Source organism: Rothia nasimurium (assembly GCF_928391935.1).
In the GTDB taxonomy this organism is placed as follows: Bacteria; Actinomycetota; Actinomycetes; order Actinomycetales; family Micrococcaceae; genus Rothia; species Rothia nasimurium_D.
The window spans coordinates 81111-105277 of the sequence record NZ_CAKMTD010000005.1; the positions used below are offsets into that span (position 1 = coordinate 81111).

Sequence of the window (24167 nt, forward strand, 5' to 3'; positions counted from 1 at the left end):
CACACGAAAACCCCTTGTAAAGGAGCAAGACCCCATGTCACACATCTACGACGCAATCATCATCGGTGCCGGCTACGGCGGCCTCGGCCAGGGCGCCCAGTTCATGCAGGACGGCATCGAAGACTTCCTCATCCTCGAAAAGGCCGACGAAATCGGCGGCGTCTGGCGCGAAAACACCTACCCCGGTGCAGCCTGCGACACCCAGGCCGTTATCTACTGCTTCAGCTACTTCCTGAACCTGCGCGTCTCCCGCATGTACGCTGGCCAGGAAGAACTGCAGAACTACCTCAAGGACCTCGCCACCGAGTTCAAGCTCGACGAGCGCATCCGCTACAACACCGAAGTCACCCACGCTACCTGGGACGAAGACCGCAAGCTCTGGGTCATCAAGACCGGCACCGGCGACGAACTCCTCGCCCGCACCCTGGTTGCCGCCTGGGGCCAGCTCTCCGAACCCAATATCCCCGCCTTCCCCGGCACCGAGAGCTTCGAGGGGGAGCGCTTCCACTCCGCCAACTGGCGCCACGACCTCGACCTGACCGGCAAGCGTGTTGCCTCCATCGGTAACGCCGCCACCGCCGTCCAGTACGTCCCCGAAATCGCCAAGATCGCTGAGCAGGTCACCGTCTTCCAGCGCTCCGCCAACTACATCCTGCCCCGCGACCAGCACATCTTCACCGCAGAAGAGACCGCTGAGTTCGTCTCCAACCCCGACTCCTACCGCAAGATCCGCCAGGAAATCCACGACTTCCGCGAAGCCGGTTTTGAGCGCACCCGTCGCGGCACCGAAGCCTCCGCAGAAGGCGTCGCCATGGCCCGCGAGCACCTGGAAAAGCACATCACCGATCCCGTGCTGCGCGAAAAGCTCACCCCCGACTACGACTACGGCTGCAAGCGCATCCTGCGCTCTGACGAGTTCTACCCCGCCCTCACCCGCGACAACGTTGAACTGGTCACCGAAGGCATCTCAGAAATCACCCCCAAGGGCATCAAGACCGTCGACGGTGTAGAACGCGAATTCGACGTCATCATCTACGCAACCGGCTTCCAGTCCCAGGCCTTCGGCCGTAGCACCGTCATCACCGGCACCGGCGGTCTCACCCTGGACGAGCGCTGGGGCGACGCCCCCGAAGCCTACCTGGGTATGGCAGTTGACCACTTCCCCAACTTCTTCATGATGTACGGCCCCAACACCAACCTCAACCACAACTCCGTGGTCTCCATGCTGGAGCCCGCCCAGAAGTACGTTGTTCAGGCTGTCAAGCACCTGCAGCAGAACCCCGAGCAGCCCCTGGACGTCCGCGAAGAGGTCATCAACCGCTTCAACGACGAGCTGCAGAACACCCTCGCCGGTTCAGCCTTCTCCTCAGACTGCTCCAGCTGGTACAAGAACGCAGATGGCCGCGTCATTAACAACTGGGGTGGCACCGTCAACGAGTTCGTTGAGCTGACCGAAACCCTCAACCTTGAAGACTACGGCCTGACCGCCTAAGAACCCCGTTAGGGCGCCGGTGAACCAAGCCACCGGCGTCCTTTCCCTTAAGCAGAGCAAAGGAGAACACCCACCATGACTAACTCCTACCCGCCCCTTGCCGCGGACGCAGCGGCCGTCATTGAGGCCTTCCGGGCCGCTGGTTCGCCCTCCTTCCATACCCTTGAGCTGGGAACCGCCCGCACCAACTACCGGGCCTCCTGCGCGAAGAACGGGATTCCGGCCGCCCAGATGGCCCAGGTAACCGACTACGACCTCGGCAATTTTTCGGTGCGGCTCTACACTCCCGGTGAGATTTTCGGGCCCACCCCTGTGATTCTTTTCTTCCACGGTGGCTGCTGGGGTATTGGCGATCTTGATACCCACGACGGCCTGTGCCGGGCCTTGGCCGCGGATGCCGGTATCCCTCTGCTGGCAGTAGATTACCGCCTGGCCCCCGAATACCTGTACCCGACCGCTCACGATGACTGCCGCGAGGCCCTCACCTGGCTCACCGGCAGCACAGAACACGGTTTGGCCGTCAGCGGCGTGGTCCTGGCAGGCGATAGCGCCGGTGGCCACCTGGCTGCGGTGATTGCCCGAGAGAACACCGAGGCGACCGTTCCGGTGCTGGCCCAGGTCTTGCTGTACCCGGTGCTGGACCTGACCATGAGTAGCGAGTCCTACCAGCGCGTCACGGAAGGCTACCCCCTGGTAGCTGAGACTATGCGGCACTTCACTGCCGCCTATGTGCCCGCTGAGGTTGACCTGTCAGCCCCCGAGCTGAGCCCCGCCCTCGCTGATGTCCCGGAGGGCCTGGCCCCGGCCTACGTCGTGACCGTTGGGCACGACCCCCTTGCCGATGAGGGCATTGATTACGCTGCGAAGCTGGCCCGCGCGGGTGTTGAGGTGGTTAGCCACCACCTGCCCGGTTACGCCCACGGCCTCTTTACCTCGGCCGGTATTCTTCCCGTAGGCCGCGACGAGGTGCGTGCCGCCGCTGCCTTCATTCGGGAGCGCGTCTAGCCTTCAGGCTTGATGCAAGGACGTCGAAGCCCCACCCTTCCTGCCCTCTGGGTAGGGGGTGGGGCTTCGGCCTTCTCTGGGGACGGGGCTAGTCGACGCGGTCGCGCAGGGCCAGCCAGAGGGGGGCGAAGACGTCGGGGTCGCCGAGGTCAACGCCGAGGAGGTTCTGGGCGGTTTCGATACGGTGGCGCACCGAATTGCGGTGGACGCCGAGTTCGCGGGAGGTTGGCTCCCACTGGCCCCGGTGACGCAGGTAGGCGGCGACGGTGCCGAGCAGGTCGGAACGGTCGTATTCGAGTAGGGTGGCCACCCATTCTTCGGCGCGGCTGCGGTCGTAGCCGCCGACCTTAGAGAAGTAGCCCGGCTCGGCCCGGCGCAGGCCGCGGCGGACGGCGTCCACGGCGGCGGGTAGCTCGTGCAGGAGCACGGCGTCGCTCATCATGGCGCTGACGGTGGCAGCCCGGCACCAGTCGTTTGCGGCGGCCCGGGGGCTGGCGGACGAAGCCGCTTTCTCGGTGATGAGAAGGAGCAAGATGCCGTCCTCTTGCAGGCGCAGCTGGGTCTCTTCGAGGGCAGAATCGAGGACGGGGACGTTCGGGGTCCGCTCGAGCAGGGGCAAGACGCGCAACCAGTCGTTGGGGTCCTCCCGGCCGTCGCCCTTGATACCCACAACGTGCATACGGGCGGGAAGCTCACCCATGCCGACATTCTCAGAGAGCAGGCGGGCGGCGTCCGCATGGCCACCGGCAAGGAGCCGAACCACGGCAGCGCCCAGGGTCGCGATGCCAGCAGTGTAGCTTTCCCGCTGGCGGATCTTCATGAGCAAGAGGGTGCAGACAGTAGCCACCACCTGGGCGTCCGCTGCCGTTAGCCGACGCGGCGACCCCACCATAAGGTGGCCGTAACTCTTCTCCCCGGATGACACCGGGTACTTGAGAATAATCTGCCCGTTGGCCTCATAGCTGAGCGGGGCGTTCGCGTTCCCCTGCTTAGTGCGTTCCTCTGCCTGACGGAACTTCCGCACATACGCCTCAGCCGTCTCAGGCCACACCACAGCAGCCGCACCAGTCGCCGGCAGGTAGGCAGCCCAACCACCCACAAACTGGCCCAGACGGCGCAAAACCGCCTTAATGCCGTCCGGACGCACCACCTCCCGCACCAGGGCCGTCTGCAACCCCAGGGTGCGTTTCAGCTCAGCCTGGCCGCCCTCGTCCGCAAGGTGCCAGTAGGTGCGGGTAATCTGCTGGAAGGTCACCTCATCAGGCACAATCAGCAGCTCAAGGCCCTGGCGGGCACACTCGCTCCGAACTGCCTCAGGTATCTCGGGAAAAACCGGGCCAACCCCGAAACCCAGAGCCTTAACCCCCTTTGCGACCAGGCGGGACACATAATCCGGCACCGCCTTACAGGAGTTCTCAAAAGCCATACCTGTCGTCAGCAAAAGCTCCCCACCCGACAGGTAGGGGGTGGGGTCAAGCAGCTCAGAAAGATGCACGCCGCTCAGCTCATGGGCAGAAACCTGCCCCTCCTCAGACACCGGCACCAGGGCCGTATCGAGTTTTTGTTGAAGTTCACGCAGTGAGACCATGGTCATATTATCCATAGCACACCCCCCACCCGGCAAAAATGCACACTCAGGGGCCCGTCATAATTCCTAGTATGTGGCTATGAACGAAACTGTAAACAACTCAGTACCCCAGAGCCGCCACCTCGCCACCGAGGTCCCCGGCCCCAAATCAACCGCCCTGCACGCTGAGCGCCTCAAGCACGTCACCAACGGCTTCGGCGTCACCCTGCCCGTCTTCGTAGAACGCGCAGGCGGCGGCATCATCGAGGACGTCGACGGCAACCGCCTCATCGACTTCGCCTCCGGCATCGCCGTCACCAGCCTCGGCGCCTCCAACCAGAAGGTCGCCGAGCGCGTCGCTGCCCAGGCAGCCAAGTTCACCCACTCCTGCTTCATGGTCACCGAATACGACTCCTTCACCAAGGTCTGCCAGTGGCTCAACGAGCACACCCCCGGTGACTTCGAAAAGCGCACCGGCCTCTTCTCCACCGGCGCCGAAGCCGTCGAGAACGCCATCAAGGTCGCCCGCTCCTACACCGGCCGCCCCAACGTCCTGGTCTTCGACGAGGCCTACCACGGCCGCTCCCTGCTGACCATGGCCATGACCGCCAAGGAAAACCCCTACCGCCTCAACTTCGGCCCCATGCCCGGCGAAGTCGTGCGTGCTGCCTCAGCCAACCCCCTGCGTCCTGCAGCCGGTGGCGCCACCGAAGAGGAAATCACCGCCAATGCCCTGGCCGCCGTTGAAAAGACCCTGACCGAGCGCGGCCCCGAAACCTTCGCCGCTATGGTCATCGAACCCATCCAGGGTGAAGGTGGCTTCATCGTCCACGCCAAGGGCTTCCTGCCCGGCCTGCGCGCCCTGGCTGATAAGTACGGCATCGTACTGGTCATCGACGAAATCCAGGCCGGTATCGGCCGCACCGGCACCCTCTACGCCGCCGAGCACGAAGGCGTCGCTGGCGACCTCGTCCTCTCCGCTAAGGCCCTGGCCAACGGCGTGCCCCTGTCAGCTGTCACCGGCCGCGCCGACATCATGAACGCCCCCCACGCTGGCGGCCTCGGCGGCACCTACGCCGGCAACCCGCTGGCCTGTGAAGCAGCCCTGGCTGTCTTCGAGCAGCTCGAGGACGGCGCCGTCCTTGAGAACGCCCGCATGATTGAGCGCGTCGCCCGCGAGATCCTTGAACCGCTCGTTGCCGAAACCGGAATCGTCGCCCAGGTCCGTGGCCGCGGTGCCATGCTGGCTATCGAATTCGCAGACTCCAACCTGGAGCCCCTGGCCGACATCACCAAGGCTGTGTCCGCTGCCTGCCACAAGCAGGGCGTCCTGACCCTGACCTGCGGCACCTACGGCAACGTCCTGCGCCTGCTGCCCCCGCTGGTCATCAGCGAGGAACTGCTGCGCGACGGCCTCGGCGTCCTGCGCGAGGCAATCCTGGAGGCTGCCAAGTAAACCCCTGTACGGGGTTAGCTCCCTCAAAATAGTTACTGTCAGGCAAACCCCCGCCGCCCCTGTGAGGGCTGCGGGGGTTTGCTGTGGGTAGGCCTTATTCGGTCCATTCCCCGCCGGGGACGACGGGGTAGCGCTCGCGCAGGCGGGCATGGGCAGCCTGGGGCGGGATATAGACCCAGGCGGTATGGGTCTGGCCATCCTCGGTAGTGACTTCGGCCAGGACCCGGTTATAGAGGTTGTCGTCGTGGACGGGCCGGGTGGGGTCGGTGCCCTCTAGTTCGTCAAGGGAGGCAGCTACAGCCTCCCAGTCGGCCGGGTCCACAAAAACCAGGGTGCCGCGGACGAGCGGGGCGCGGCCGTCCTGCCCGGGCAGGGCCGGGAGCAGGTAGGGGTATTCGCCGTTGGTGACGAGCTCGTAGCCGGTGATCAGGGCGCTGGTGCGGTTGGCGTCTGCCCCGCGAAACCAGTGGTTGTTGCTCATGCCGGGGCGCAGGGTGCCGTAGACGAAAACAGGGTAGTGGGCTGGGGTGGGGCTAGTGGTCATAGGTCTATGGTAGAAAGCTACCCCGCCCCCGCCGACGTAAATGCCCACCTTTCTTTCGAAAGTCCGTACGTTTTACGGGCACTCGAAAGAAAGGTGGGCACTCAGTCATTCGGCCTGGCGTTTAGCGGGCAGCCAGCACCTGAGCGATAGCCTCCAGGGCTTCCTCATTCTGCAGGGATGAGGTGTCACCCAGTGCGCGGCCCTGGTAGAGCTCACCGAGCAGACGGCGGGTAATCTTACCCGAGCGGGTCTTAGGGATATCCGCTACCGCAATGACGTCTTTGGGCTTGGCAATCGGGCCAATCTCGTGACGGATATGCTCGGTCAGGGCCTTCTTCAACTCCTCGGCACTCAGCGCCCGCCCGGCCTCAGAGAGGGTCACATAAGCAACCGCCTGGTGGCCGGTCAGCTCATCCTCCACCGGACAGACCCCGGCCTCTACCACGGCTTCATGGGTAACCAGAGCAGACTCAATCTCAATGGTCGACAGGCGGTGGCCCGAAATGTTAATAACATCGTCGATACGGCCCAGAATGTAGACGTCGCCCTCCTCATCGACCTTGGCGCCGTCCCCGGCCAGGAACCAGCCGTGCTCGCCGTAGTGGCGCCAGTAGGAATCCAGGTAGCGCTGCGGGTTACCCCAGACCGTGCGGGCCATGGAGGGGCCAATCTTATCGACCACAATAAAGCCCTGAACCCCAGGCTCAACCTGGTTCCCCTGCTCATCGACCACGCGGGTTGAGATACCCGGAACCGCCCGGGTCGCACAGCCGGGCTTGGACGCCGTGTGGGGGGCGTCGTCCGCAAAGGTGCCAACTGGCGCGAACTGGGGGTCGTGAGGACGCGGCGAGCACACGGTTGATCCCGTCTCAGACTGCCACCAGGTATCGATGAAGGACGCGGTGCCCCCGCCCACGTGCGTCCGCAACCAACGCCAGGCCTCGGGGTTGATGGATTCACCCACCGACCCCAGCAGACGTACCGATGAGAGGTCGTACTTGCCCGCCGGCGGGCCGTCGGGGAAGGCGCCCATGAGGGAGCGAATCAGGGTAGGGGCGGTGTAATAGTTGGTGACCCCGTAGCGTTCAAGCACCTCAAAATGGCGCTCAAAGGTGGGGGTGTTGGGGGTGCCCTCATAAATGACCTCGGTGACGCCGTTGAGCAGGGGCCCGTAGATTTCGTAGGTGTGGGCGGTGACCCAGGCCAGGTCGGCGGTACACCAGTGAACGGTGTTCTCAACCTTGGCGGGGTCGTTGACGGTTGCCAGCTCGTCCACGCGGCGCTGGCCCTGCTCGTCCTCAACCTCGGGGAGCAAGTCGAAGAGCAGGGCGTGGGTGTAGGCCACCTGGGTCAGGTAGCCAGCGGACGTGTGTACCAGACCCTTGGGCTTACCGGTTGTGCCCGAGGTGTAGATGATAAAGAGGGGGGTTTCAGCGTCAAAGAGCTGGTAGTCGTGGGTGTCGGGCAGGTCATCGACCAGGTCGTGGTACCAGATGTCGCGGCCCTCGGTCCAGGGCACAGCGGCGTGGGCTTCGGGGGTGCCCGCGGTGCGGTCAACCACAATGACGTGCTCGATATTGTTCTCACCCGAGCAGGCTTCGTCGGCGGTTGCCTTGACCGGCACGACGGTGCCCCGGCGGTTCTGCCCGTCGGTGGTAATGAGCACCTTAGCGCCGGTGTCTTCCACGCGGAACTTCAGGGCCTCAGCCGAGAAACCGCCGAAGACCAGGGAGTGGATAGCGCCAATACGGGCGCAGGCAAGCGTGAAGATGATGGTTTCGGGAATCACCGGCAGGTAAATGACCACACGGTCCCCCTTGCCGATGCCCAGCTTCTCCAGGCCGTGGGCTGCCTTGGCGACGCGGCGCTGCAGCTCGGCATAGGTAATGGCCTCGCGGTCACCGGGTTCACCCTCGAAGTAGAGGGCCACCTTATCGCCCTGACCCGCTTCGACGTGGCGGTCTACGCAGTTGTAGGCAACGTTGAGCTTGCCGCCCTCGAACCACTTAATCTCGGGCACGGTGAACTGCTCGATACCCTCATCATCGAGGCCCAGGCTCTGTGGCTTGGCGAAAGTGTGGGGGTTGGCTTCGTCGAAAAGTTCCCCCCAGGTCAGGCGGGCCTTGGCCTGGTCAGCCCAGAACTGGATTCGGGCCTCATCTGAGATCAGCGCCGGGTTAGGGGTGGGGTTGAAGGGGTCGGTGTAGACAAAATTGGCAGGTGCGCCCAAGGGTATCTCCCATCGGTAGCTGGCTGTAGCACCGGCGCCGGGACTCGAAAAAGAACAATATGAACCTGTAACCCCTTGACCCCCAGTCAAGTGCCTGCGGCTCTTGGGGTGGGGCTGGTGCGTCAGGACGTCCGGGTTCGGGTTCTCGGCGTGGTTGCTGCGATCGTCGTAGAGCCAGGTCTCTCGTATCGCTCTTGATGGACAAAATCTCTTTCAGGTTAAGGGCTACTTCTCTGTGGTGCCAAACCCTGCCCATTCTTTGACGTGTGTGACGCCCCGTGACGGGGCGCGGCCGTCCTGCCCGGGGCCGTTCACATCATGAACTGCGGGGTTTCTTTCGAGATGCGGTAAGAATACCCGCAGTTCGAAAGAAACCCCGCATCTCGCGTTCTGACGCACTTTTGTCATATAGCCAAACGCTTCATCAAAAAAGACACCTCTCACCCTAAAAGCCCTAGGTAAACGATGAAGGGATATCCACAGGCTGCACTTTTCCTTGTCAAAGCTCACCTGCTGGGCAAAGATACCTGCCATGGAACAACTTTTCACATCGGTTGCCACAGCATCTGAGCTAGCCCACAGGGGGTACAGCCCCGCTGCGATCACGCGAGCCTGCCAGACAGGGCAGCTCATCAGATTCCGCTACAACTCCTACACCACCATGGACCTCTGGCGCACTTGGGACGCCACCACCCGCTGCAGGGCCCACCATGTGGGGGTGCTCAAGACCAATAGCAACTACGTCCTGAGTCATAGCTCGGCGGCCCTCTGGTGGGGAGCGCCCTTGCTGACCCTGCCTCAGAAAGTGTGGGTGAGTACGTCGGGTAACGGGGCTCGGTCGAGAGGGCTCATCAGGGTGTCGGGCGGGCGGACGGAAGTGTGCGCGAACAGCGTCTTTCATGCGGGGGCCCTGCTGACCAGCCCGCTCCAGACCGTCCTGGACTGCGCCCGCGTCCTGCCCCTACTTGATGCCTTGTGCGTGGCTGATTTTATGCTTCATCGAGGGCTTGTTTCTGCCGTTGACCTGGGTGAATCTCTTCAGGGTATGAGCGGACGAGGGGCACGCACGGCTCGTGAGGTAGAGCAGCTGATGAGCGGGGCGGCGGAGTCACCTGCTGAGACGATTGCCCGTTATCGTATCGCTCAGTGGGGTTTTGCCCGGCCGCGTGAGCAGGCTGAGCTGGTGTGCGAGGGGCGGCTGTATCGTCCCGATTTTTTGTGGGAGGAAGAGAAGGTCATTCTTGAGGTGGATGGGGAGGTGAAGTACGACGGTACCTACGGTGATTCTCGTGAGGTGATTCAGCGGGAGCACCGCCGCCAGCGGGAGATAGAGCACTTGGGGTATCGGGTGGTTCGGGTTCGGTGGCGGGATCTGATGGACCGTCCTTTTCGGGTGAAGCAGTGGTTGCTGGACGCCGGCCTCGCCCCCGGGTAGCGAAATGCGGGGTTTCTTTCGAGATGCGGTAAGAATATCCGCAGTTCGAAAGAAACCCCGCATGTCACGATACGGACGGCGGGGCGCGGGCGGACGGTGGGGCGCGGCTGGGCCTAGGGTGTGGGGTTCAGGCGGGGCGCGGGGCGTCATACTGCTCAATACGGGTCACAATATGAAACAGGCGGGTTCTGGTTTGCGTGGGCCCTGGCTTGTGGGGCTAGACTGAGTTTCAAGATCATGAGTCCCAACGTCAAGCTCTGGCTAGTTGGGCGGCAACCCTCTCCCGTAGCGGGGTGCCCCAGATGAGGATCAGGCAGTAATGCAAGTACGGCGCACCAGGCGCCACCTTCGCGAAGGCTCGGCGCCTTTTACCTTTGGGTAAGGACGCCGGTGGCAGCACGGGCGCGGAGGGCTAAGCACCACCTGTGAAAGGGCCCGGTTCCATGACCGAGAAGAAGCGCATCGTCGTCAACGCGTTTGATATGACTACCACCAGCCACCAGAGCTTTGGCCTGTGGCGTCACCCCCGTAACCGGGCGGATGAGTACAACACTATTAAGTACTGGACTGACCTGGCTAAGGTCTGCGAGAAGGGTCTGTTTGACGCTGTTTTTATCGCCGACGTGGTGGGCGTCTATGACGTTTATAAGGATTCAGTAGCCCCCGTGCTGAAGGACGGCGCCCAGGTTCCTGTGGGTGACCCCTTCCTGCAGATTTCTGCTATGGCCGCTGTGACCGAGCACCTGGGCTTTGGCGTTACCGCCGCGGTGACCTACAACCAGCCCTATACTCTGGCCCGCTCCTACTCCACCCTGGATCACCTGACCGGTGGTCGTGTGGGCTTCAATGTGGTGACCTCCTACCTGCAGTCTGCTGCTGAGAACCAGGGCCTGCCCGGTCAGATTGAGCACGATGAGCGGTATGAGATTGCCGAGGAGTTCCTTGATGTCTGCTACAAGCTGTGGGAAGGCTCGTGGGAGGACGGCTCTGTGCCTCGCGACCGTGAAAATGGCGTCTTCGCTGACCCCTCTAAGGTTCACCCCATCCTGCACAAGGGCAAGTACTTCCAGGTGCCCGGTATCGCCCTGACTGAGCCCTCCCCCCAGCGTACTCCCGTGATTTTCCAGGCCGGTGCGTCCTCGCGTGGCCAGGCTTTCTCGGGCCAGCACGCCGAGGCTATCTTCATCACCGCCCTGCGTCCCCACCTGACCAAGGTGCTGACTGAACGTATCCGTAATGAGGCTGAGAAGGCTGGCCGTAAGCGCGATGATGTCAAGATCCTGGCTATGCTTTCCGTTGTCGTCGATGAGACTGACGAGAAGGCCCAGGCCAAGTACGCCGAGTATCTCAAGTACCAGAACGTTGAGGCCTCCCAGGGCATTATCGGCGGCTGGAGCGGCCTTGACCTGGACCAGTTCGATGAGGACGAGGCCCTCAAGTACGTTGAAACCGCTGCGATTCAGTCCTTCCTGACCCCCTTCACCCTGCAGGATAAGGAGAAGGAGTGGACCCGTAAGGACATCGCCGAGCACTGCGCCACCGGCGGCATGGGTGCGGTTCTGGTGGGTTCCCCCCAGACTGTTGCCGATGAGCTGGAGAAGTGGATTGACGAGGGCGGCCTGGACGGCATCAACCTGGCTTACCACGTTTCCCCTGGCTCCTTCGAGGACTTCGTTGAGTTCGTCGTTCCCGAGCTACAGAAGCGCGGCCGCTACCGCACCGCCTATGAGGGCACTACCCTGCGTGAGAGCCTCTTCGGTGAGGGCAACAAGTACGTGGACGAGCGCCACCCGGCTGCCAAGTACCGGGGCGCCTACGTCGGCAAGCCTTCTGCTGCCGACACCCCGGCCCGTGACTTCCTCAAGTTGGCGCTTGAGCAGGCTGAAAGCTCTGAGAGCGCCTAGTAGGTGTAGCCCCTTTCGGGCCCTGTCACGTCTCCCTTGATAGGACGCCGCCCCCTACCTTCCTGCCTGATGGCAGGGAAACACGGGGCGGCGTCCTCGTGTTTAGTCTGCCCGGTGGGCGGGAGCCGGGCGGGGATTCTTTGCTTGCCCTGAGAAGACCCGAGCTGAATGTAGGGTGAGGGTTTCGAGGGGGCCTCTCTGGAAGAAGAGGAGCCAGATGGAGGCGAAGAGGGCGAGGCCGGCGGTGAGGGACCAGAAGAAGACCGGTGAGACGATCTGCCCGGCGGGGCCGCAAGCGAGCCAGAAGATGAGGACGTGGGCGGAGTAGGCGGTCAGGGGCATGGCGCCGAGGGCGGCGAACGGGTAGAGGGCCACGGAGAGCAGGCGGGCGGCGAGGAGGCTGAGGCCGATGATGGCTAGGGCGAATCCGCCGGAGCCGATGATTTCTGCGGTTGCCCCGCTGTGGGGGTCGGCGGTGAGGAGGGCGCCGACGGTGGTTCCGTACCAGTCTGCTTCTAGGGCCCCGAGCAGGTGGTCGGTCCAGGAGTTGTAGCTGATGGCTTCTGCCTTGTCGATGGGCATGGATCCGCTGGCTGTTGAGTCGGAGGAGTATTCGGCGATGAAGCTGCCTGCCTGGGTTTGGCAGAGGACGAAATCGCCGTAGTCGTCGCAGATGTATCCGGTGAGGTCTAGGTCTTCGGCGGGGACGCTGGCGGGTTGCTGGTCGAGGCCGGGGGTGGGTTCTGTGGGGGAGACGCTGGAGGAGTCGCTGGGGAGTTCGGTGGCGGTGTAGAGGGCGCCTGCCCCGTAGCCTGCTGCGGCGAGGAGGGCTCCTGCGCCGAGGAGGGTGAGGCCGGTGCGCCAGGCGGTCCAGTCTGTGATCCAGCGGCCGAGGGCGAGGCCGGTGAGCATGAGGGCGAGCCAGGCGGGCAGGTTGTAGTGGGGTTGGAAGAGCAGGTTGTGGCCTGGCCCGTTGGCGGGGATGAGGATGCTGAGGGCTGCTAGGGTGATGGGCCCGAGGACGGCGAAGCCCGCGGCCCAGCCGAGGAGGGCGGCGGGGCGGAGGCGTAGGAAGGGGAGCATGACGAAGTAGAGCGCCCCGTAGAGGGTCAGGATGATGGCGATGTTGGTGCCGAGTTGTTCGAGGGCTAGGCCGATAGCGAAGATGGCGAGGGCCCGGCCGGTGAGGACGAGGCGGGTGCGGGGCATGTCGTCGGGGGCGGGGGCCTGGGTTTTGCCGGTCATGAGGGCTAGGGAGATACCGCCGAGGAGAGCGAAGAGGAGGGAGGGGCGGCCGTCGACGATCCCTGACCAGGTGGTGGGGTCGGTGAGGCTGACGGGGGAGGCGTAGTCGAGGGTGTGGGCGGCCATCATGCCGATGATGGCGAGGGCCCGGGCGACGTCGAGCCCGGCGATGCGGGGTGGGGCGAAGCGGGTTGCGGGGGAGTAGGCCCTGCGGGTGCGGGGGCGTGAGGACGCGGGCTGCTCGGGGGCGGGTGCGCCGGGGATGGCCGCCGGGGTGGGGGAGGAGGTAGTCATAGAGCCCACTGTAAGGCCAGTTCCCTCCCGGGAAGGGGAGGGTAGCTGGCCTGGGGGTCGTGTCTGGCAAATATCAGCCGGGAGGGGGAGGGGCCGGGGCGGGGCCGTCCTGCCCCTGGGTTAGAGTAGGGCGCTCCAGAGGCGGCAGAAGTTTTCTGCGACTTTCTGGTGGTTGGGGCGGTTGACCCATTCGTCGTAGCGCAGGCGCTTGCAGCGGGCCATGTAGTCGGTGGCGATTCCGTCCAGTTCTTTGACCATGTCGCGGCCCACGATGAAGGTGGAGACTTCAAAGTTGAGGGCGAAGGAGCGCGGGTCCATGTTGGAGGAACCGATGAAGGTGATGTCATCGTCCACGATCATGAACTTGGAATGGAGGACGGTGGGGCCGGGGTACTGCTGGATGACTACTCCGGCGTTGAGTAGCTGCTCGTAGTAGGAGCGCTGGCCCATGATGGGCAGGAACTGGTCGCCTTTTTCGCAGACGATTAGGGTCACGTCAATCCCGGAGAGGGCCATGTTGGTGAGGGCCTGGAGCAGGGTTTCTTCGGGCACGAAGTAGGGGGAGCAGATGACAATGCGTTCTTCTGCGTTGTAGATCAGGTGGTTGATGAGGCGGAGGTTGTTTTCGGTTTCAAACCCGGGGCCGGAGGGCACAATCTGGGCTAGGGGCATGGTGCCACCGAGGCTGGTGAAGCTGTTGGCATCGATATCGGCCACGATTTCGTCGAGGAGCAGTTCCTTGGTTTCGGCGTACCAGTCTGAGATGAAGACGGCGTTGAGCTGGTGGACGACGGGGCCGGTGCAGAAGTAGCTGAGGTCTTTCCATTCCAGGCCTTTTTTGAGGTTGGCCTTGAGGTTGTAGCTCTTGTCGATGGCGTTTTGGGAACCGGCGAAGGCGAGTTCGCCGTCGATGACGACGATTTTGCGGTGGTTGCGGAGGTCGGGCCGCTGCCACTGGAGTTTCCAGGGTTTGAGGGGCAGCATGAGGCGCCAGGGGACCCCGGCTTCGTTGAGTTTGCGCTGGAGTTCCCGCCAGCGGGGGTATTTGCGGGAGCCGATATGGTCGATCAGGATGTGGACGGCAACCCCCCGCTGATGGGCTCGGACGAGGGCGTCCCAGAGGGGTTCGGTGGTGGTGTCGAGGGCGGTGATGTAGAACTCGAAGTGGACGTACTTGGTGGCTTGGTTAATTCTTGCGGCGATTTCTTGCAGGGCCGCGTTGTTGTCGTGGCGGAGTTCAAAGGTGTTTCCGCCGATGAGGGGGAGGGCCCCGAGCTTGTAGTTGAGGTTGGCAGCTACGCGGGCAGGTTCTGAGATGATGGGGTCGCCAAGCACGGCGTCGTTGCCTTCGATGGCGTCCTTGATGATGTTGTTCATGGTGCGCTGGCGGCTGCGACGGTGGCGGGGCACCAGGTTGGAACCGAAGACGAGGAAGGCGAGCAGGCCGACGTAGGGGATGTAGAAGATGGCCATGAGCCAGCCGAGGGCGACCACGGGCTTGCGGTTGTAGGGCAGCCAGAAAATCACGGTCAGACGAATCACGACATCGATGATGATGAGTGCGGCAGCCACCCAAGGTGGCAGATTCGTCAGTTCAATGAAGGGTAAGCCAAGGTTCACCCTTCTAGTCTACAGTTTTCGGACGCCCCGCCCCGGCTTGGGCTGGTAGCTTGGCCTCTGGTTAGGTCGCCTGGAGAACAAGGGTGGGGTGCCTGGAATAGAATGGTGGGGTGACTACTACTACTTCTCCCGGTAAACCCAGACCTTCGATCCGTCAGCAGCGGAGGGAACGAACCCATGCTCTGATTCATGAGGCTGCCCTGCGCCTGGTGCAGGAAAAGGGTTTTAAGGCGACGACCACGGACGAGATTGTTGCCCAGGCCGGGGTGAGCCCGCGTACCCTCTTCAATTATTTCCAGGGTAAGGAGGACGCGGTCTTGGGCCTGCGGACTCCGGCTGTGACCGAGGAGATTCTGCGTCGGGATTCTGAGCGGGAGGACCTCTATATTTTTGAGCGGATTACCCACCTGCTCCTGGATATTGTGTTGGAGTCTGTGCAGGGCCCTCCCTATGATCAGGTTGTTGAGCTTGTGTCGGCCTATCCGGAGCTTCGCTTTCGTCTGCGCACCCACAATTTGGCCTGTGAGAGTGTGCTGGCTGATTTCTTGCGGACGATTGACTGGAAGGAGTTTGCCCGGCAGGGGCGCCGGGGGCCTTTCATCTACTTCACCCCGGATTCGTCCGATCCGGTTGACCACCCCACCCATTACGATGAAGACCTCGTGCAGGGTGGCGTGTGCATAGCCTCGGCTATATGGCGCTACCTGGACTACACCAAGCGCCTGCCCCTGGGGGATACCCGGGATCAGAAGGTTGCCCAGGCCGTGCATAACTTCCGCCACCTGCTCCGCGAGGACTAGCTATCTGCCCTGCCGTCATACGGGGTCACGGGGTGGACGCGGTAGGGTAAGGGGGGAGTAGAGTGGCTAGTGGGCCGTGAGCGCCCTTTAGCTGGAACAAAGGAGTACACCGTGAAAATTCTTCTGCCGACCTCAATCACCCTCAACCAGGACGCCCTGGGGCTGGAGCCTGGTGACGAGGCCGTAAGCTACGACCCTGCCGTCAACATTGCCCCCGAGCACCGGGACGCTGACGTCCTGGTGGCCTGGGGCAACACCAATGAGCAGCTTAAGGACGCCGCCACCCACCTTCAGCAGGTAGAGCTGGTTCAGGCCCTGCTGGCTGGCCCCGACCAGGCCAGGGCTGCGGGCTTCCGCCCCGAGGCTGTTATCGCCTCCGGTAGCGGTCTGCACTCCAAGACCGTCGCCGAGCACGCCCTGGCCCTGACCCTCAACTTTGTGCGTTTCCTGCCCACCCTGGCTGAGCACCAGGCCAAGAACAACTGGGCTACTGAGCTGGGTGGCCCCCAGGAGCTTCACCCGGCTGACCAGGTCACCACCCTGCTGGGTGCCAAGGTCACTATCTGGGGCTTCGGCTCTATTGGCCGTGAAACCGCCCTACTCTTCAAGGCCTTTGGGGCTGAGGTAACCGGTGTGGCCCGTTCTGCAGGTGAACGCTACGGCTTCCCCGTCGTTGCCACCGACGATGTTGATTCGGTACTTGAAACCACCGACATCCTGGTGATGATCCTGCCCAACTCCGAGGAAACCAAGAACTCCCTGGACGCCGCCCGCCTGGCCAAGCTACCCGACCGCGCCTACGTCATCAATGTGGGCCGCGGCCCCACCGTCAACGAGGCTGACCTGATTGAGGCCCTCAACAGCGGCCAGATTGCGGGTGCCGGTATTGACGTGACTGTCACCGAGCCCCTGCCTGCCAGCGACCCGCTCTGGGGCGCGAAGAACCTGGTGATTACCCCCCACTCTGCCGGTGGCCGCCCGGTTAATCCCGAGGCCCTGATTAAGCAGAACCTCCAGGCCCTGCGCGACACCCGCGCGGGCAAGGACGCTGACTGGCGCAACAAGATGAACTAGGGGAGTCAAAGGGGGCAGAGCCTTGTAGCTATTGCCCTACCCCTGGCCTGAATCGGCCAGGTGAGGGCATGCCGGGGCCTGCTAAAAGCCAGCTGGCTGGGTCTGGCGTGAATCGGGGGAGCGCCCCGGCGCGAGCCCGAGAGGGTCAGCTGGCGCTAGCAGGCCCCTGGCATGACCTGCTGGTATGCCCTACCAGCGAGGTACAGAAAAAGAGCTCCACCAGAATCTCTGGTGGAGCTCTTTTTCTAGGTTTGAGCCGTGTTTAGCTCACAACGTGGCCGGTTTCGTCCAGCAGCTTGGCGCGTAGTTCGCGGCGTTCTGCCTGGGCGTCCGGGTCGGGCAGGGGCACAGCGGCCAGCAGGCGCTGGGTGTAGGCTTCGCGCGGGTGGCGCAGGATCTGCTCGCGCGGGCCCTGCTCCACGATTTCACCGCGGCGCATCACGGCGATACGGTCTGCCAGGGCGTCAATGACGGCCAGGTCGTGGGTGACAAAGAGGCAGGCGAAGCCCATTTCTTCCTGGAGTTCCTGGAAGAGCTCAAGCACGCGGGCCTGGACGGACACGTCAAGAGCTGAGGTGGGTTCGTCGGCGATCAGGAGCTTGGGCTTGAGGGAGAGGGCGCGGGCGATACCGACGCGCTGCTTCTGGCCGCCGGAGAGCTCGTGCGGGTAGCGGTTGCGGTAGGAGCGGGGAAGCTCAACGCGGTCCAGGAGTTCCTCAATGCGCTTCTGCAGTTCGGCGCCCTTGGCCACGCCAGCCAACATCATGGGCTCACCGATGGATTCGCCGATGGGCAGGCGGGGGTTGAGGGAGGAGGAGGGATCCTGGAAGACCATACCGACGTGCTTGCGTACCTCGGCCAGGTCCTTGCGGCTGGGCTTGCGCATGTCGACGCCGCAGACGTTCAGTTCACCTTCGGCGACCTGCAGGAAGCCGACGGTGGCGCGTCCGATGGTGGACTTACCTGAACCGGATTCGCCCACCAGGCCCAGGACCTCACCGGCCCGGATTTCAAGGTTGGCACCGGTGACGGCCCGGAAGGGGCCGACGCGACCCTGCTTGGGGTATTCGAGGGCGACGTCCTTGAGGGAGAGGATGACCTCACCGGTGCGCTCGGGGGCGAGCTGTTCCAGCATGGCGGTGGCGGGGCGGGCGTTCTCGGCGGCGTCGTCGATAGCGGCGTTGACGTCGATTTCGTCGCCGCCCAGGTGGAGCACAGCCCCGAGTAGGGCCTGGGTGTATTCGTGCTTGGGGTTGTTGAAGACCTCGTGGATTTCGCCGGTTTCAACGATTTCGCCGCGGCGCATGACGGCGACGCGGTCGGCCAGGTCGGCGACGACACCCATGTCGTGGGTGATCAGGATGATGGCCGAGTTGAGCTTCTTCTGCAGGTTACGCATGAGTTCCAGGATCTCGGCCTGGACGGTGACGTCGAGTGCGGTGGTGGGCTCGTCGGCGATCAGGAGCTTGGGGTTGGTGGAGAGCGACTGGGCGATCATGGCACGCTGGCGCTGGCCACCGGACATCTGGTGGGGGTAGGAGTTGAAGGCCTTGATGGGGTCGGGCATTTCGACCATTTCAAGCATCTTGATGGCTTCGGCCTTGGCGTCTGCCGGGGAGATGTCCTTGTGGATTCGCAGGGTTTCGACGATCTGGTCGCCGACGGTCATGACCGGGTTCATGGCGGTCATGGGTTCCTGGAAGATCACGGCGACTTCTTCACCGCGGACGCTGAGCAGCTCGGTGTTGGTGAGCCCGATGAGTTCGCGGCCGTTGAGCTTGACGGAGCCGGTGACGCGGGCGTTCTTCGGCAGGAGGCCAATCATACCCATGGAGGATACGGACTTACCGGAGCCGGATTCACCCACGATGGCGAGGACCTCGCCGGCGTGGACCTCGTAGTTGAGGTTCATGGCGGCGGGAACCCATTTGCGTTCGACACCGAAGTCGACGCTGAGGTTACGAACTTCAAGCACCGGCTGGCCGGTGGGCTGAGTTGCTGGAGTGTTCACTGGTTTTCCCAACTCTTGGTTGTGTTGTCTAGGAGTCTGGTGTGGCGACAGCTACTTCATCTGAGAGAATCTAAGACTATGAAGTCTCAGTATGTGCAGAATTTTCCGGTGACCTATCGTGTGAGGACCGCGCCTTTTTATACCTGGTGCTCGATACTGGTCGCCCTGGTGGTGATGGTGACTTTAGCGGTGAGCGGCGGGGCGGTAGCCCTGCTGACCCGTGGCTGGGGCGTGGTCTTCCTCGCTTATGCGGTCTGGTATCTTTTGGGCCGCCCCCACGTGGTGGTGGGGCGGGACGAGGTGACGGTGGTTAATCCCTTTGTCACCCATACCGTGAATTATGCTGCCCTGATTGATATTTCAACCCGTTACCATCTGACCCTGGTGACCCCGACGAGGGGTTATCAGGCGTTTGGTATCCCGTCGAGCGGGATGGTGGCGTCCTTGAACGCCCATAAGCAGGATTTGAAGCGTCTGCCCTCCATTACCTATGGGGCAGGGGGGTCGGTGAGGACCTCTGATCTGCCGAACTCTTCTGCCGGTGCGGTCGCCTTGGTGTTGCGTGGCTACTGGCAGGAGCTGGTGGAGGACGGGGCCTTGGATCAGGTTCAGCCGGTGCAGACGAGCCGGGTGGACGTGCGCGGGGCGGTTGCCTTTGCCGTCCTTTTGGTTGCTGCGGTAGCTGGCCTGATGGTGTAGCTCCGGTTGCTTCTGCGTTTCTCTATGAGGTTATAGGTGGCGGTGAGTGCGGGTGCGCTCACCGCCACTGTCCTTGTGATGGGAGCTTGCCTTATCGGTTCTCGCCCGAGGGGCCTGCCTGGCCGTCGAGATTCTGATCGAGGGAATCTGAGGTGCGGCTGCTGGCCGGGGTTTCGATGTCTGAGGCAATGGTGGTTGCTGCGACTGCTACTGCGGGGGCCGCGGTGCCGTCAATGCCTACCCCGTTTTCTGCGGAGTGGGCGGTGCGTTCCTTTGCCTTCTTGGGGTTGAACTTCTTCTGACGGGGGTCGAAGGCGTCACGTAGGCCGTCGCCGACGAAGTTGACGGCGAGGGAGATCGCCAGGATGAAGAGGCCGGGGAACCAGAAGAGCCAGGGGCGGGTTGCGAAGGCTGACTGGTTTTCTGAAATCAGGGAGCCCAGGGACCAGTCGGGGGCCTTGATACCGAAGCCCAGGTAGGAGAGGGCGGTTTCGGTGAGGATTGCGGCACTCATCATCAGGGACACGTTCACGGTAACCACGCCGATGGCGTTGGGCAGGATGTGCTTGAAGATGATACGCATGTCGGAGGCACCTGCCAGGCGGGCGGCGTCGACGAACTCACGTTCACGCAGGGAGAGGAACTCTGCACGGACCAGACGGGCCAGGGAGGACCAGAAGAGCAGGCCGACGACGACACCGAACATGATGGTGTTCCAAATGCCCTGGAAGTAGCTACCGGCCAGTTTACCGAGGACGGCGGTGAGCAGGATCAGGGGGATGATGATGATCATGTCGGTGAAGCGCATGATGACAGCTTCAATCCAGCCGCGGTAGTAGCCTGCCAGGCCGCCGAAGAGGACGCCGAGGAAGCCAGCGATGGAGGTGATCAGGAAGACGACCAGGAAGGAGTTCTGAACACCGCGCATGGTCATGGCGAAGAGGTCACGGCCGGTGGTGTCCTGGCCGAACCAGTGCTGGGCGTTGGGGGCTGCCCCGTTGACGATGGGGTTCATCTCGGAGTAGGTGTACTTCCACCAACCGGGGATGGGGCCAACGCCGATAGAGGTGATGGCCAGCAGGAGGATACCGATCAGGACGCAGAGGGAGACGACCGCGCCGGTGTTCTGCCGGAAGCGTTTGCGGACGATCTGGCCCTGGGTCTGGCCGACGGACTCTTGGGCCCGGATGTCGATGTTTGTCTCAACCGAGCGGAGGGCCGTGGTTTCGGTGGTGGGCTCTTTGCTGGAGCCGAGGTTCTGTTCGTTAGTGCTCATTATGCTTTCACCCTCACGCGCGGATCGAGTGCTGAGTAGAGAAGGTCAGCAACCAGGTTGAAGACGAGCGCCATGATACCGGTGATCAGGAAGACGCCCATGACGGGTGCTGCGTCGGTCATGTGCAATGCGTCGAGGAAGAGGGTACCCATGCCCTTGAAGGCGAAGATACGCTCGGTGATCGCGGCGCCGCCGATGATGCCGCCGATGTCCATGGCGATGATGGTGGCCAGGGGGATCAGGGCGTTGCGGAAGGCGTGCTTCATGACGACGGTGCGTTCTGAGACGCCCTTGGCGCGGGCGGTGCGGATGTAGTCCTGGTTCATGATCTCAAGCATGGAGGCTCGTGAGTAGCGTGAGTAGGACGCCAGGGAGATCAGGGTCAGGGCAATGGTGGGGAGCAGGATGTGGGTCATGGTGTCGATTCCCAGAATCCAGAAGTCACCCTGCAGGTTGGGGGTGGATGCATTGGCGGTGGGAATCGGGCGGCCCTTAATGCGGCTGTTGCTGATGTAGTCGGGCCAGGCCTGCATGAAGCGGTCGGCGATGATCAGCAGGGCCATGACGAGGCCAGTGAGCAGGCCGACGCGGGCGCCCTGGCCCTTGTCGTAGCCACCGGCGATGTAGCCAGCGGCTACACCTAGAACCATAAAGGCTGCTGCGATGATGATGACCATCAGGAAGGTTGCCTGGTCGAGCAGACCCTGGATGGGGAAGTAGGCGATTAGGCCGACGACGACCATGGCGATACCTGCTGCCAGGGCCCGGCGGTTACGCAGGCCGGAGACCAGGATGGTGAAGACGACTGCTGCCAGCAGGCCCAGGGGCAGGATGAAGGGGATACCCAGGAAGGGGGTGCGGAACCAGAGGGTGGTGGAGACGAAGATGATGGCGCCTGCGGTGATGGCGAAGCCGAGTAGGCCCATGAGGTAGCGGGTCTTCTGCTTGCCGAAGGAGGCTGCGTACCAGAAGAAACCTGCAATGACTGAAATCAGCAGGGTCGTTGGTATGGTGACCACCGGGTTGCGGAGGAAGTCATTGAAGCCAATCGCAACGAATTCCTTGAGCAGAACTGCGATCCAGAAGGAGGGCAGGGAGAAGAAGAGAAAGCTTGCGAAGGTGATGGTGTAGTCCAGGCCTGAGTACTGGCGGAGCGCTGAGACGATACCGAGGCTCACACCGATCAGGATGGAAAGGATGGTTGCGGCAACGACCAGGGTTAGGGTCTGGTAGATGGCGTTGGAGAGAAGCTGGGTGACGGGGGTGCCTGCCAGGTTCTGGCCGAAGTCGCACTTGCCTGCGAAGCACCCGAGGACGCCGCCGAGCCACTTGAAGTAGCGGATGGGGGCGGGGGTGTCCAAGTCAAGGGCCTCAATACGCTGGGCGATGAGGGCTTCTTTATTGGGGGCGGTTGATACTCGAAGCTCTTCGAGGGGGTCGCCCGCGATGGCTACGAGGTTGTAAATGAGGAAGGATGCACCGAAGAGGATGAAAACAGCGGTGATCAGTCGCCTCACGGAGTACATGAGCATGATGAGTCCTGATGGGGTAGTGGGGCGTGTTCGTGGGGTACACGGTAGGCTTGCTCAACAGCCAGAAGGCGCGGACGCTCATGAGCGTCCGCGCCTAGGGCAGTTACAGGCATGAACCGGTCATGGTCTGTAGCATGACGTGAGCGTTAATCGACTACTCGGCGATGTCCCACTCTTCGATGTTCCAGGTCAGGGGCTGCTGGCCGGGCTTGGGCTTGACACCGGTGATGGTGTCTGAAACCGAGGTAACAGCGATGGACTGGAAGAGGGGCAGGCCGTAACCGTCCTTGAAGATTTCGCCGTCTGCCTGCATCTTGAGTTCCTCAATGCGGGCGGTGTCGGTGGTCTTCATGATTTCATCAGCTGCAGCGTTAACGGTTTCGTTGTTGTAGCTGGTGAAGTTGGAGGATGAACCTGCTGCGAAGATCTGGCCCAGGGAGGAGTTGCCAACGCCTGATGAAACCCAGCCGAAGATGGAGGCTTCGTAGTCGCCACCGGCAAGCAGCTTGGACCACTGCTCGTTACCTGCGTCCTCAACGATGAAGCCGGCCTTCTCAGCGGATTCCTTGATCATCTGGAAGGAGTTGACGCGGTTGGGGTTCTTGGAGTTGTAGAGAATGCGGATGGTGGGGGTCTGGCCGCCCAGCAGTTCCTTAGCCTTCTCGATGTTGGCGTCCATGTTATCCAGGGGGTACTCGGAGGAGTTGTTGGTCTGGATGGTCTTGGCGTAGTTCTCGGAGTCAGAAGCTACGTAGAGCTGGGAGTTGAGAACCTGGGCCTCGGGGTCCATGGGCTTGATCAGCTTGTCGAGGATGTCCTGGCGGGGAACGGTCAGGAGGAAGGCCTTGCGGACGTTGGCGTCAGCGAAGGGGGAGCCTTCCTTCATGTTCAGGTCCAGGTGGTCGTAGGCCTGGTCAGGCTGGGTTTCGGTGACAACACCTGACATGTCGTTCAGCTGGGTGATGGTGTCGACGGAGGCCTGGGGGGCAACACCGTTGACTTCACCGTTCTTCAGAGCCTGGATCTGGGCGTTGACGTCGGGAAGAATCTTGAGAACAACTTCGCCGATGGCGGGCTTGACGTCACCCTGGTAGTTGGGGTTAGCGGTCAGGGTGACTGACTGGTTCTCTTCAACGGCTGAAACCAGGTAGGGGCCGTTGCTGACCAGCAGGCTCTCTGCGGGCAGGGTGGTGGTGTTGTAGCCGGTGTTCCAGGCTTCAGCAATCTTCTTGAGGTCTTCGTTCTCTACGCCGGGCTCAGCGGACTCGATAACCTCGATCAGCTTGGCTTCGTCGATGCCAGCCAGTTCAGCAACGACGTGGGCGGGCTTGCCAATGTCGTAGGCGATTTCCCAGTCAGCGAAAGCGGTGGGGTAGGTGAAGGAGATGGAGCGGCCATCTTCACCCAGGGTGGGCTTGCCTGCGCCGCCCAGACCTGCGGTTTCACCGGCGTAGTCGAAGTAGGTCACTGAGCCATCTTCGCTGTCGAAGTAGCCGGACTGTGAAGCCCAAGCCAGGAGGAGGTCACCCTTGTCGATGTCGTTACCATCGGACCACTTCTGGTCGTCGTTGACCTTGTAGTCTACCTTGATACCTTCGCCCTCTTCGGTCATGGAGTAGCTACCGAACCATTCGTTCTTCTTCAGGTCGAAGGTGTTGGTGATGGTGAGGAAGCCACGGGTAGTCATGGCAGCGATAATGCCGTTGGTGTCTGAGTTGCCTTCAGCAGTGCCAGCGTTCAGGGAGGAGAATACGTTGGTGATCGCCAGAGAAACGGACTTGTCGCCAGCAGCTGCGCTGGAGTCGTTGCTAGCGGTGGTGCCGGACTGGCTAGCGCATGCTGAGAGGGCAAGGGCAGCAACAGCGGAGAGGCTGAGTGCTGAAGTAATGCGGGTCTTGCGCATTGGTGTCTCCTTGGTGAGGGGAAAGTGTATGTTGTGGTGTGTTTTCATGCCGACGAGCGCGTCGTGGCAGGCCCAAGACC

General features: G+C 62.6%; 18 protein-coding genes and 1 riboswitch. Of the genes, 8 read left to right on the plus strand and 10 right to left on the minus strand.

Translation table 11 applies throughout. The annotated features are described in order from the left end of the window. The first annotated feature begins 34 nt into the window (after window positions 1–34). Window positions 35–1492 (plus strand): flavin-containing monooxygenase, encoded by a 1458-nt coding sequence (locus L7A15_RS06910; protein ID WP_237201772.1) that lies wholly within the window; start codon window positions 35–37, stop codon window positions 1490–1492. A gap of 75 nt (window positions 1493–1567) precedes the next feature. Then, window positions 1568–2497, plus strand: a complete 930-nt coding sequence (locus L7A15_RS06915; RefSeq protein WP_237209073.1) for an alpha/beta hydrolase — start codon at window positions 1568–1570, stop codon at window positions 2495–2497. An 88-nt stretch (window positions 2498–2585) separates the two neighbouring features. On the opposite strand, the gene L7A15_RS06920 is transcribed toward L7A15_RS06915, so the two are convergent. Then, complete coding sequence (locus L7A15_RS06920; protein ID WP_237212384.1) at window positions 2586–4100, minus strand: PucR family transcriptional regulator; 1515 nt, start codon at window positions 4098–4100, stop codon at window positions 2586–2588. 64 nt (window positions 4101–4164) lie between these two features. Here L7A15_RS06920 and L7A15_RS06925 point away from each other — a divergent pair, with 64 nt between their 5' ends. Then, entirely contained in the window at window positions 4165–5520 is a 1356-nt protein-coding gene (locus tag L7A15_RS06925; protein WP_237209075.1) for an aminotransferase class III-fold pyridoxal phosphate-dependent enzyme, read from the plus strand. A 94-nt stretch (window positions 5521–5614) separates the two neighbouring features. On the opposite strand, the gene L7A15_RS06930 is transcribed toward L7A15_RS06925, so the two are convergent. From L7A15_RS06930 to L7A15_RS06940, 3 genes are all read right to left on the minus strand, one after another. Beyond that, on the minus strand, window positions 5615–6064 hold the full coding sequence (locus L7A15_RS06930; protein ID WP_237209076.1) for a gamma-glutamylcyclotransferase family protein: 450 nt from the start codon (window positions 6062–6064) through the stop codon (window positions 5615–5617). Window positions 6065–6185: 121 nt separating this feature from the next. After that, entirely contained in the window at window positions 6186–8294 is a 2109-nt protein-coding gene (locus L7A15_RS06935) for an AMP-binding protein (protein WP_237209077.1), read from the minus strand. Between the two features lie 225 nt (window positions 8295–8519). Further along, complete coding sequence (locus L7A15_RS06940; RefSeq protein WP_237209078.1) at window positions 8520–8828, minus strand: hypothetical protein; 309 nt, start codon at window positions 8826–8828, stop codon at window positions 8520–8522. Between L7A15_RS06940 and L7A15_RS06945 the strand changes: the two genes are divergently transcribed. Then, on the plus strand, window positions 8827–9729 hold the full coding sequence (locus L7A15_RS06945) for an endonuclease domain-containing protein (RefSeq protein WP_237189771.1): 903 nt from the start codon (window positions 8827–8829) through the stop codon (window positions 9727–9729). The genes L7A15_RS06940 and L7A15_RS06945 overlap by 2 nt on opposite strands. Window positions 9730–9962: 233 nt before the next feature. Next, window positions 9963–10063, plus strand: a riboswitch (SAM riboswitch). Between the two features lie 109 nt (window positions 10064–10172). After that, window positions 10173–11633 (plus strand): LLM class flavin-dependent oxidoreductase, encoded by a 1461-nt coding sequence (locus L7A15_RS06950; RefSeq protein WP_237189772.1) that lies wholly within the window; start codon window positions 10173–10175, stop codon window positions 11631–11633. A gap of 102 nt (window positions 11634–11735) precedes the next feature. Here the strand turns inward: L7A15_RS06950 and L7A15_RS06955 are convergent, their stop codons facing one another. Further along, a complete protein-coding gene (locus tag L7A15_RS06955; protein WP_237212385.1) occupies window positions 11736–13172 on the minus strand; it encodes a heparan-alpha-glucosaminide N-acetyltransferase domain-containing protein in 1437 nt (478 codons plus the stop codon). 120 nt (window positions 13173–13292) lie between these two features. Next, window positions 13293–14792 carry a cardiolipin synthase gene (cls, locus tag L7A15_RS06960; protein ID WP_237208913.1) on the minus strand — a complete coding sequence of 500 codons (1500 nt, stop codon included), beginning with the start codon at window positions 14790–14792 and terminating at the stop codon, window positions 13293–13295. Window positions 14793–14902: 110 nt separating this feature from the next. Here cls and L7A15_RS06965 point away from each other — a divergent pair, with 110 nt between their 5' ends. Beyond that, window positions 14903–15592, plus strand: coding sequence for a TetR/AcrR family transcriptional regulator (locus tag L7A15_RS06965; protein WP_237189738.1), 690 nt, complete (start codon window positions 14903–14905; stop codon window positions 15590–15592). Window positions 15593–15703: 111 nt separating this feature from the next. Continuing rightward, window positions 15704–16666 carry a phosphoglycerate dehydrogenase gene (locus L7A15_RS06970; protein WP_237208914.1) on the plus strand — a complete coding sequence of 321 codons (963 nt, stop codon included), beginning with the start codon at window positions 15704–15706 and terminating at the stop codon, window positions 16664–16666. A 262-nt stretch (window positions 16667–16928) separates the two neighbouring features. On the opposite strand, the gene L7A15_RS06975 is transcribed toward L7A15_RS06970, so the two are convergent. After that, entirely contained in the window at window positions 16929–18677 is a 1749-nt protein-coding gene (locus L7A15_RS06975) for an ABC transporter ATP-binding protein (protein ID WP_237189740.1), read from the minus strand. A 78-nt stretch (window positions 18678–18755) separates the two neighbouring features. Here L7A15_RS06975 and L7A15_RS06980 point away from each other — a divergent pair, with 78 nt between their 5' ends. Beyond that, entirely contained in the window at window positions 18756–19376 is a 621-nt protein-coding gene (locus L7A15_RS06980) for a PH domain-containing protein (RefSeq protein WP_237189741.1), read from the plus strand. Window positions 19377–19467: 91 nt separating this feature from the next. Here L7A15_RS06980 and L7A15_RS06985 read toward each other — a convergent pair whose 3' ends face one another. The 3 genes from L7A15_RS06985 to L7A15_RS06995 form a co-directional block, all read right to left on the minus strand. Then, on the minus strand, window positions 19468–20652 hold the full coding sequence (locus L7A15_RS06985) for an ABC transporter permease (RefSeq protein WP_237189742.1): 1185 nt from the start codon (window positions 20650–20652) through the stop codon (window positions 19468–19470). Further along, window positions 20652–22184, minus strand: coding sequence for an ABC transporter permease (locus L7A15_RS06990; RefSeq protein WP_237201739.1), 1533 nt, complete (start codon window positions 22182–22184; stop codon window positions 20652–20654). Before L7A15_RS06990 ends, L7A15_RS06985 begins: the two co-directional genes overlap by 1 nt. A 154-nt stretch (window positions 22185–22338) precedes the next feature. Next, a complete protein-coding gene (locus L7A15_RS06995; protein ID WP_237208915.1) occupies window positions 22339–24087 on the minus strand; it encodes an ABC transporter family substrate-binding protein in 1749 nt (582 codons plus the stop codon). Window positions 24088–24167: the final 80 nt, after the last annotated feature.

Excerpts from the sequence above, each read along its gene's own strand:
- L7A15_RS06910 (WP_237201772.1), top strand. The coding sequence starts at position 35 with ATGTCACACATCTACGACGCAATCATCATCGGTGCCGGCTACGGCGGC.
- L7A15_RS06915 (WP_237209073.1), top strand. The coding sequence starts at position 1,568 with ATGACTAACTCCTACCCGCCCCTTGCCGCGGACGCAGCGGCCGTCATT.
- L7A15_RS06920 (WP_237212384.1), bottom strand. The coding sequence starts at position 4,100 with ATGGATAATATGACCATGGTCTCACTGCGTGAACTTCAACAAAAACTC.
- L7A15_RS06925 (WP_237209075.1), top strand. The coding sequence starts at position 4,165 with ATGAACGAAACTGTAAACAACTCAGTACCCCAGAGCCGCCACCTCGCC.
- L7A15_RS06930 (WP_237209076.1), bottom strand. The coding sequence starts at position 6,064 with ATGACCACTAGCCCCACCCCAGCCCACTACCCTGTTTTCGTCTACGGC.
- L7A15_RS06945 (WP_237189771.1), top strand. The coding sequence starts at position 8,827 with ATGGAACAACTTTTCACATCGGTTGCCACAGCATCTGAGCTAGCCCAC.
- L7A15_RS06940 (WP_237209078.1), bottom strand. The coding sequence starts at position 8,828 with ATGGCAGGTATCTTTGCCCAGCAGGTGAGCTTTGACAAGGAAAAGTGC.
- L7A15_RS06950 (WP_237189772.1), top strand. The coding sequence starts at position 10,173 with ATGACCGAGAAGAAGCGCATCGTCGTCAACGCGTTTGATATGACTACC.
- L7A15_RS06955 (WP_237212385.1), bottom strand. The coding sequence starts at position 13,172 with ATGACTACCTCCTCCCCCACCCCGGCGGCCATCCCCGGCGCACCCGCC.
- L7A15_RS06980 (WP_237189741.1), top strand. The coding sequence starts at position 18,756 with ATGAAGTCTCAGTATGTGCAGAATTTTCCGGTGACCTATCGTGTGAGG.
- L7A15_RS06985 (WP_237189742.1), bottom strand. The coding sequence starts at position 20,652 with ATGAGCACTAACGAACAGAACCTCGGCTCCAGCAAAGAGCCCACCACC.
- L7A15_RS06990 (WP_237201739.1), bottom strand. The coding sequence starts at position 22,184 with ATGCTCATGTACTCCGTGAGGCGACTGATCACCGCTGTTTTCATCCTC.
- L7A15_RS06995 (WP_237208915.1), bottom strand. The coding sequence starts at position 24,087 with ATGCGCAAGACCCGCATTACTTCAGCACTCAGCCTCTCCGCTGTTGCT.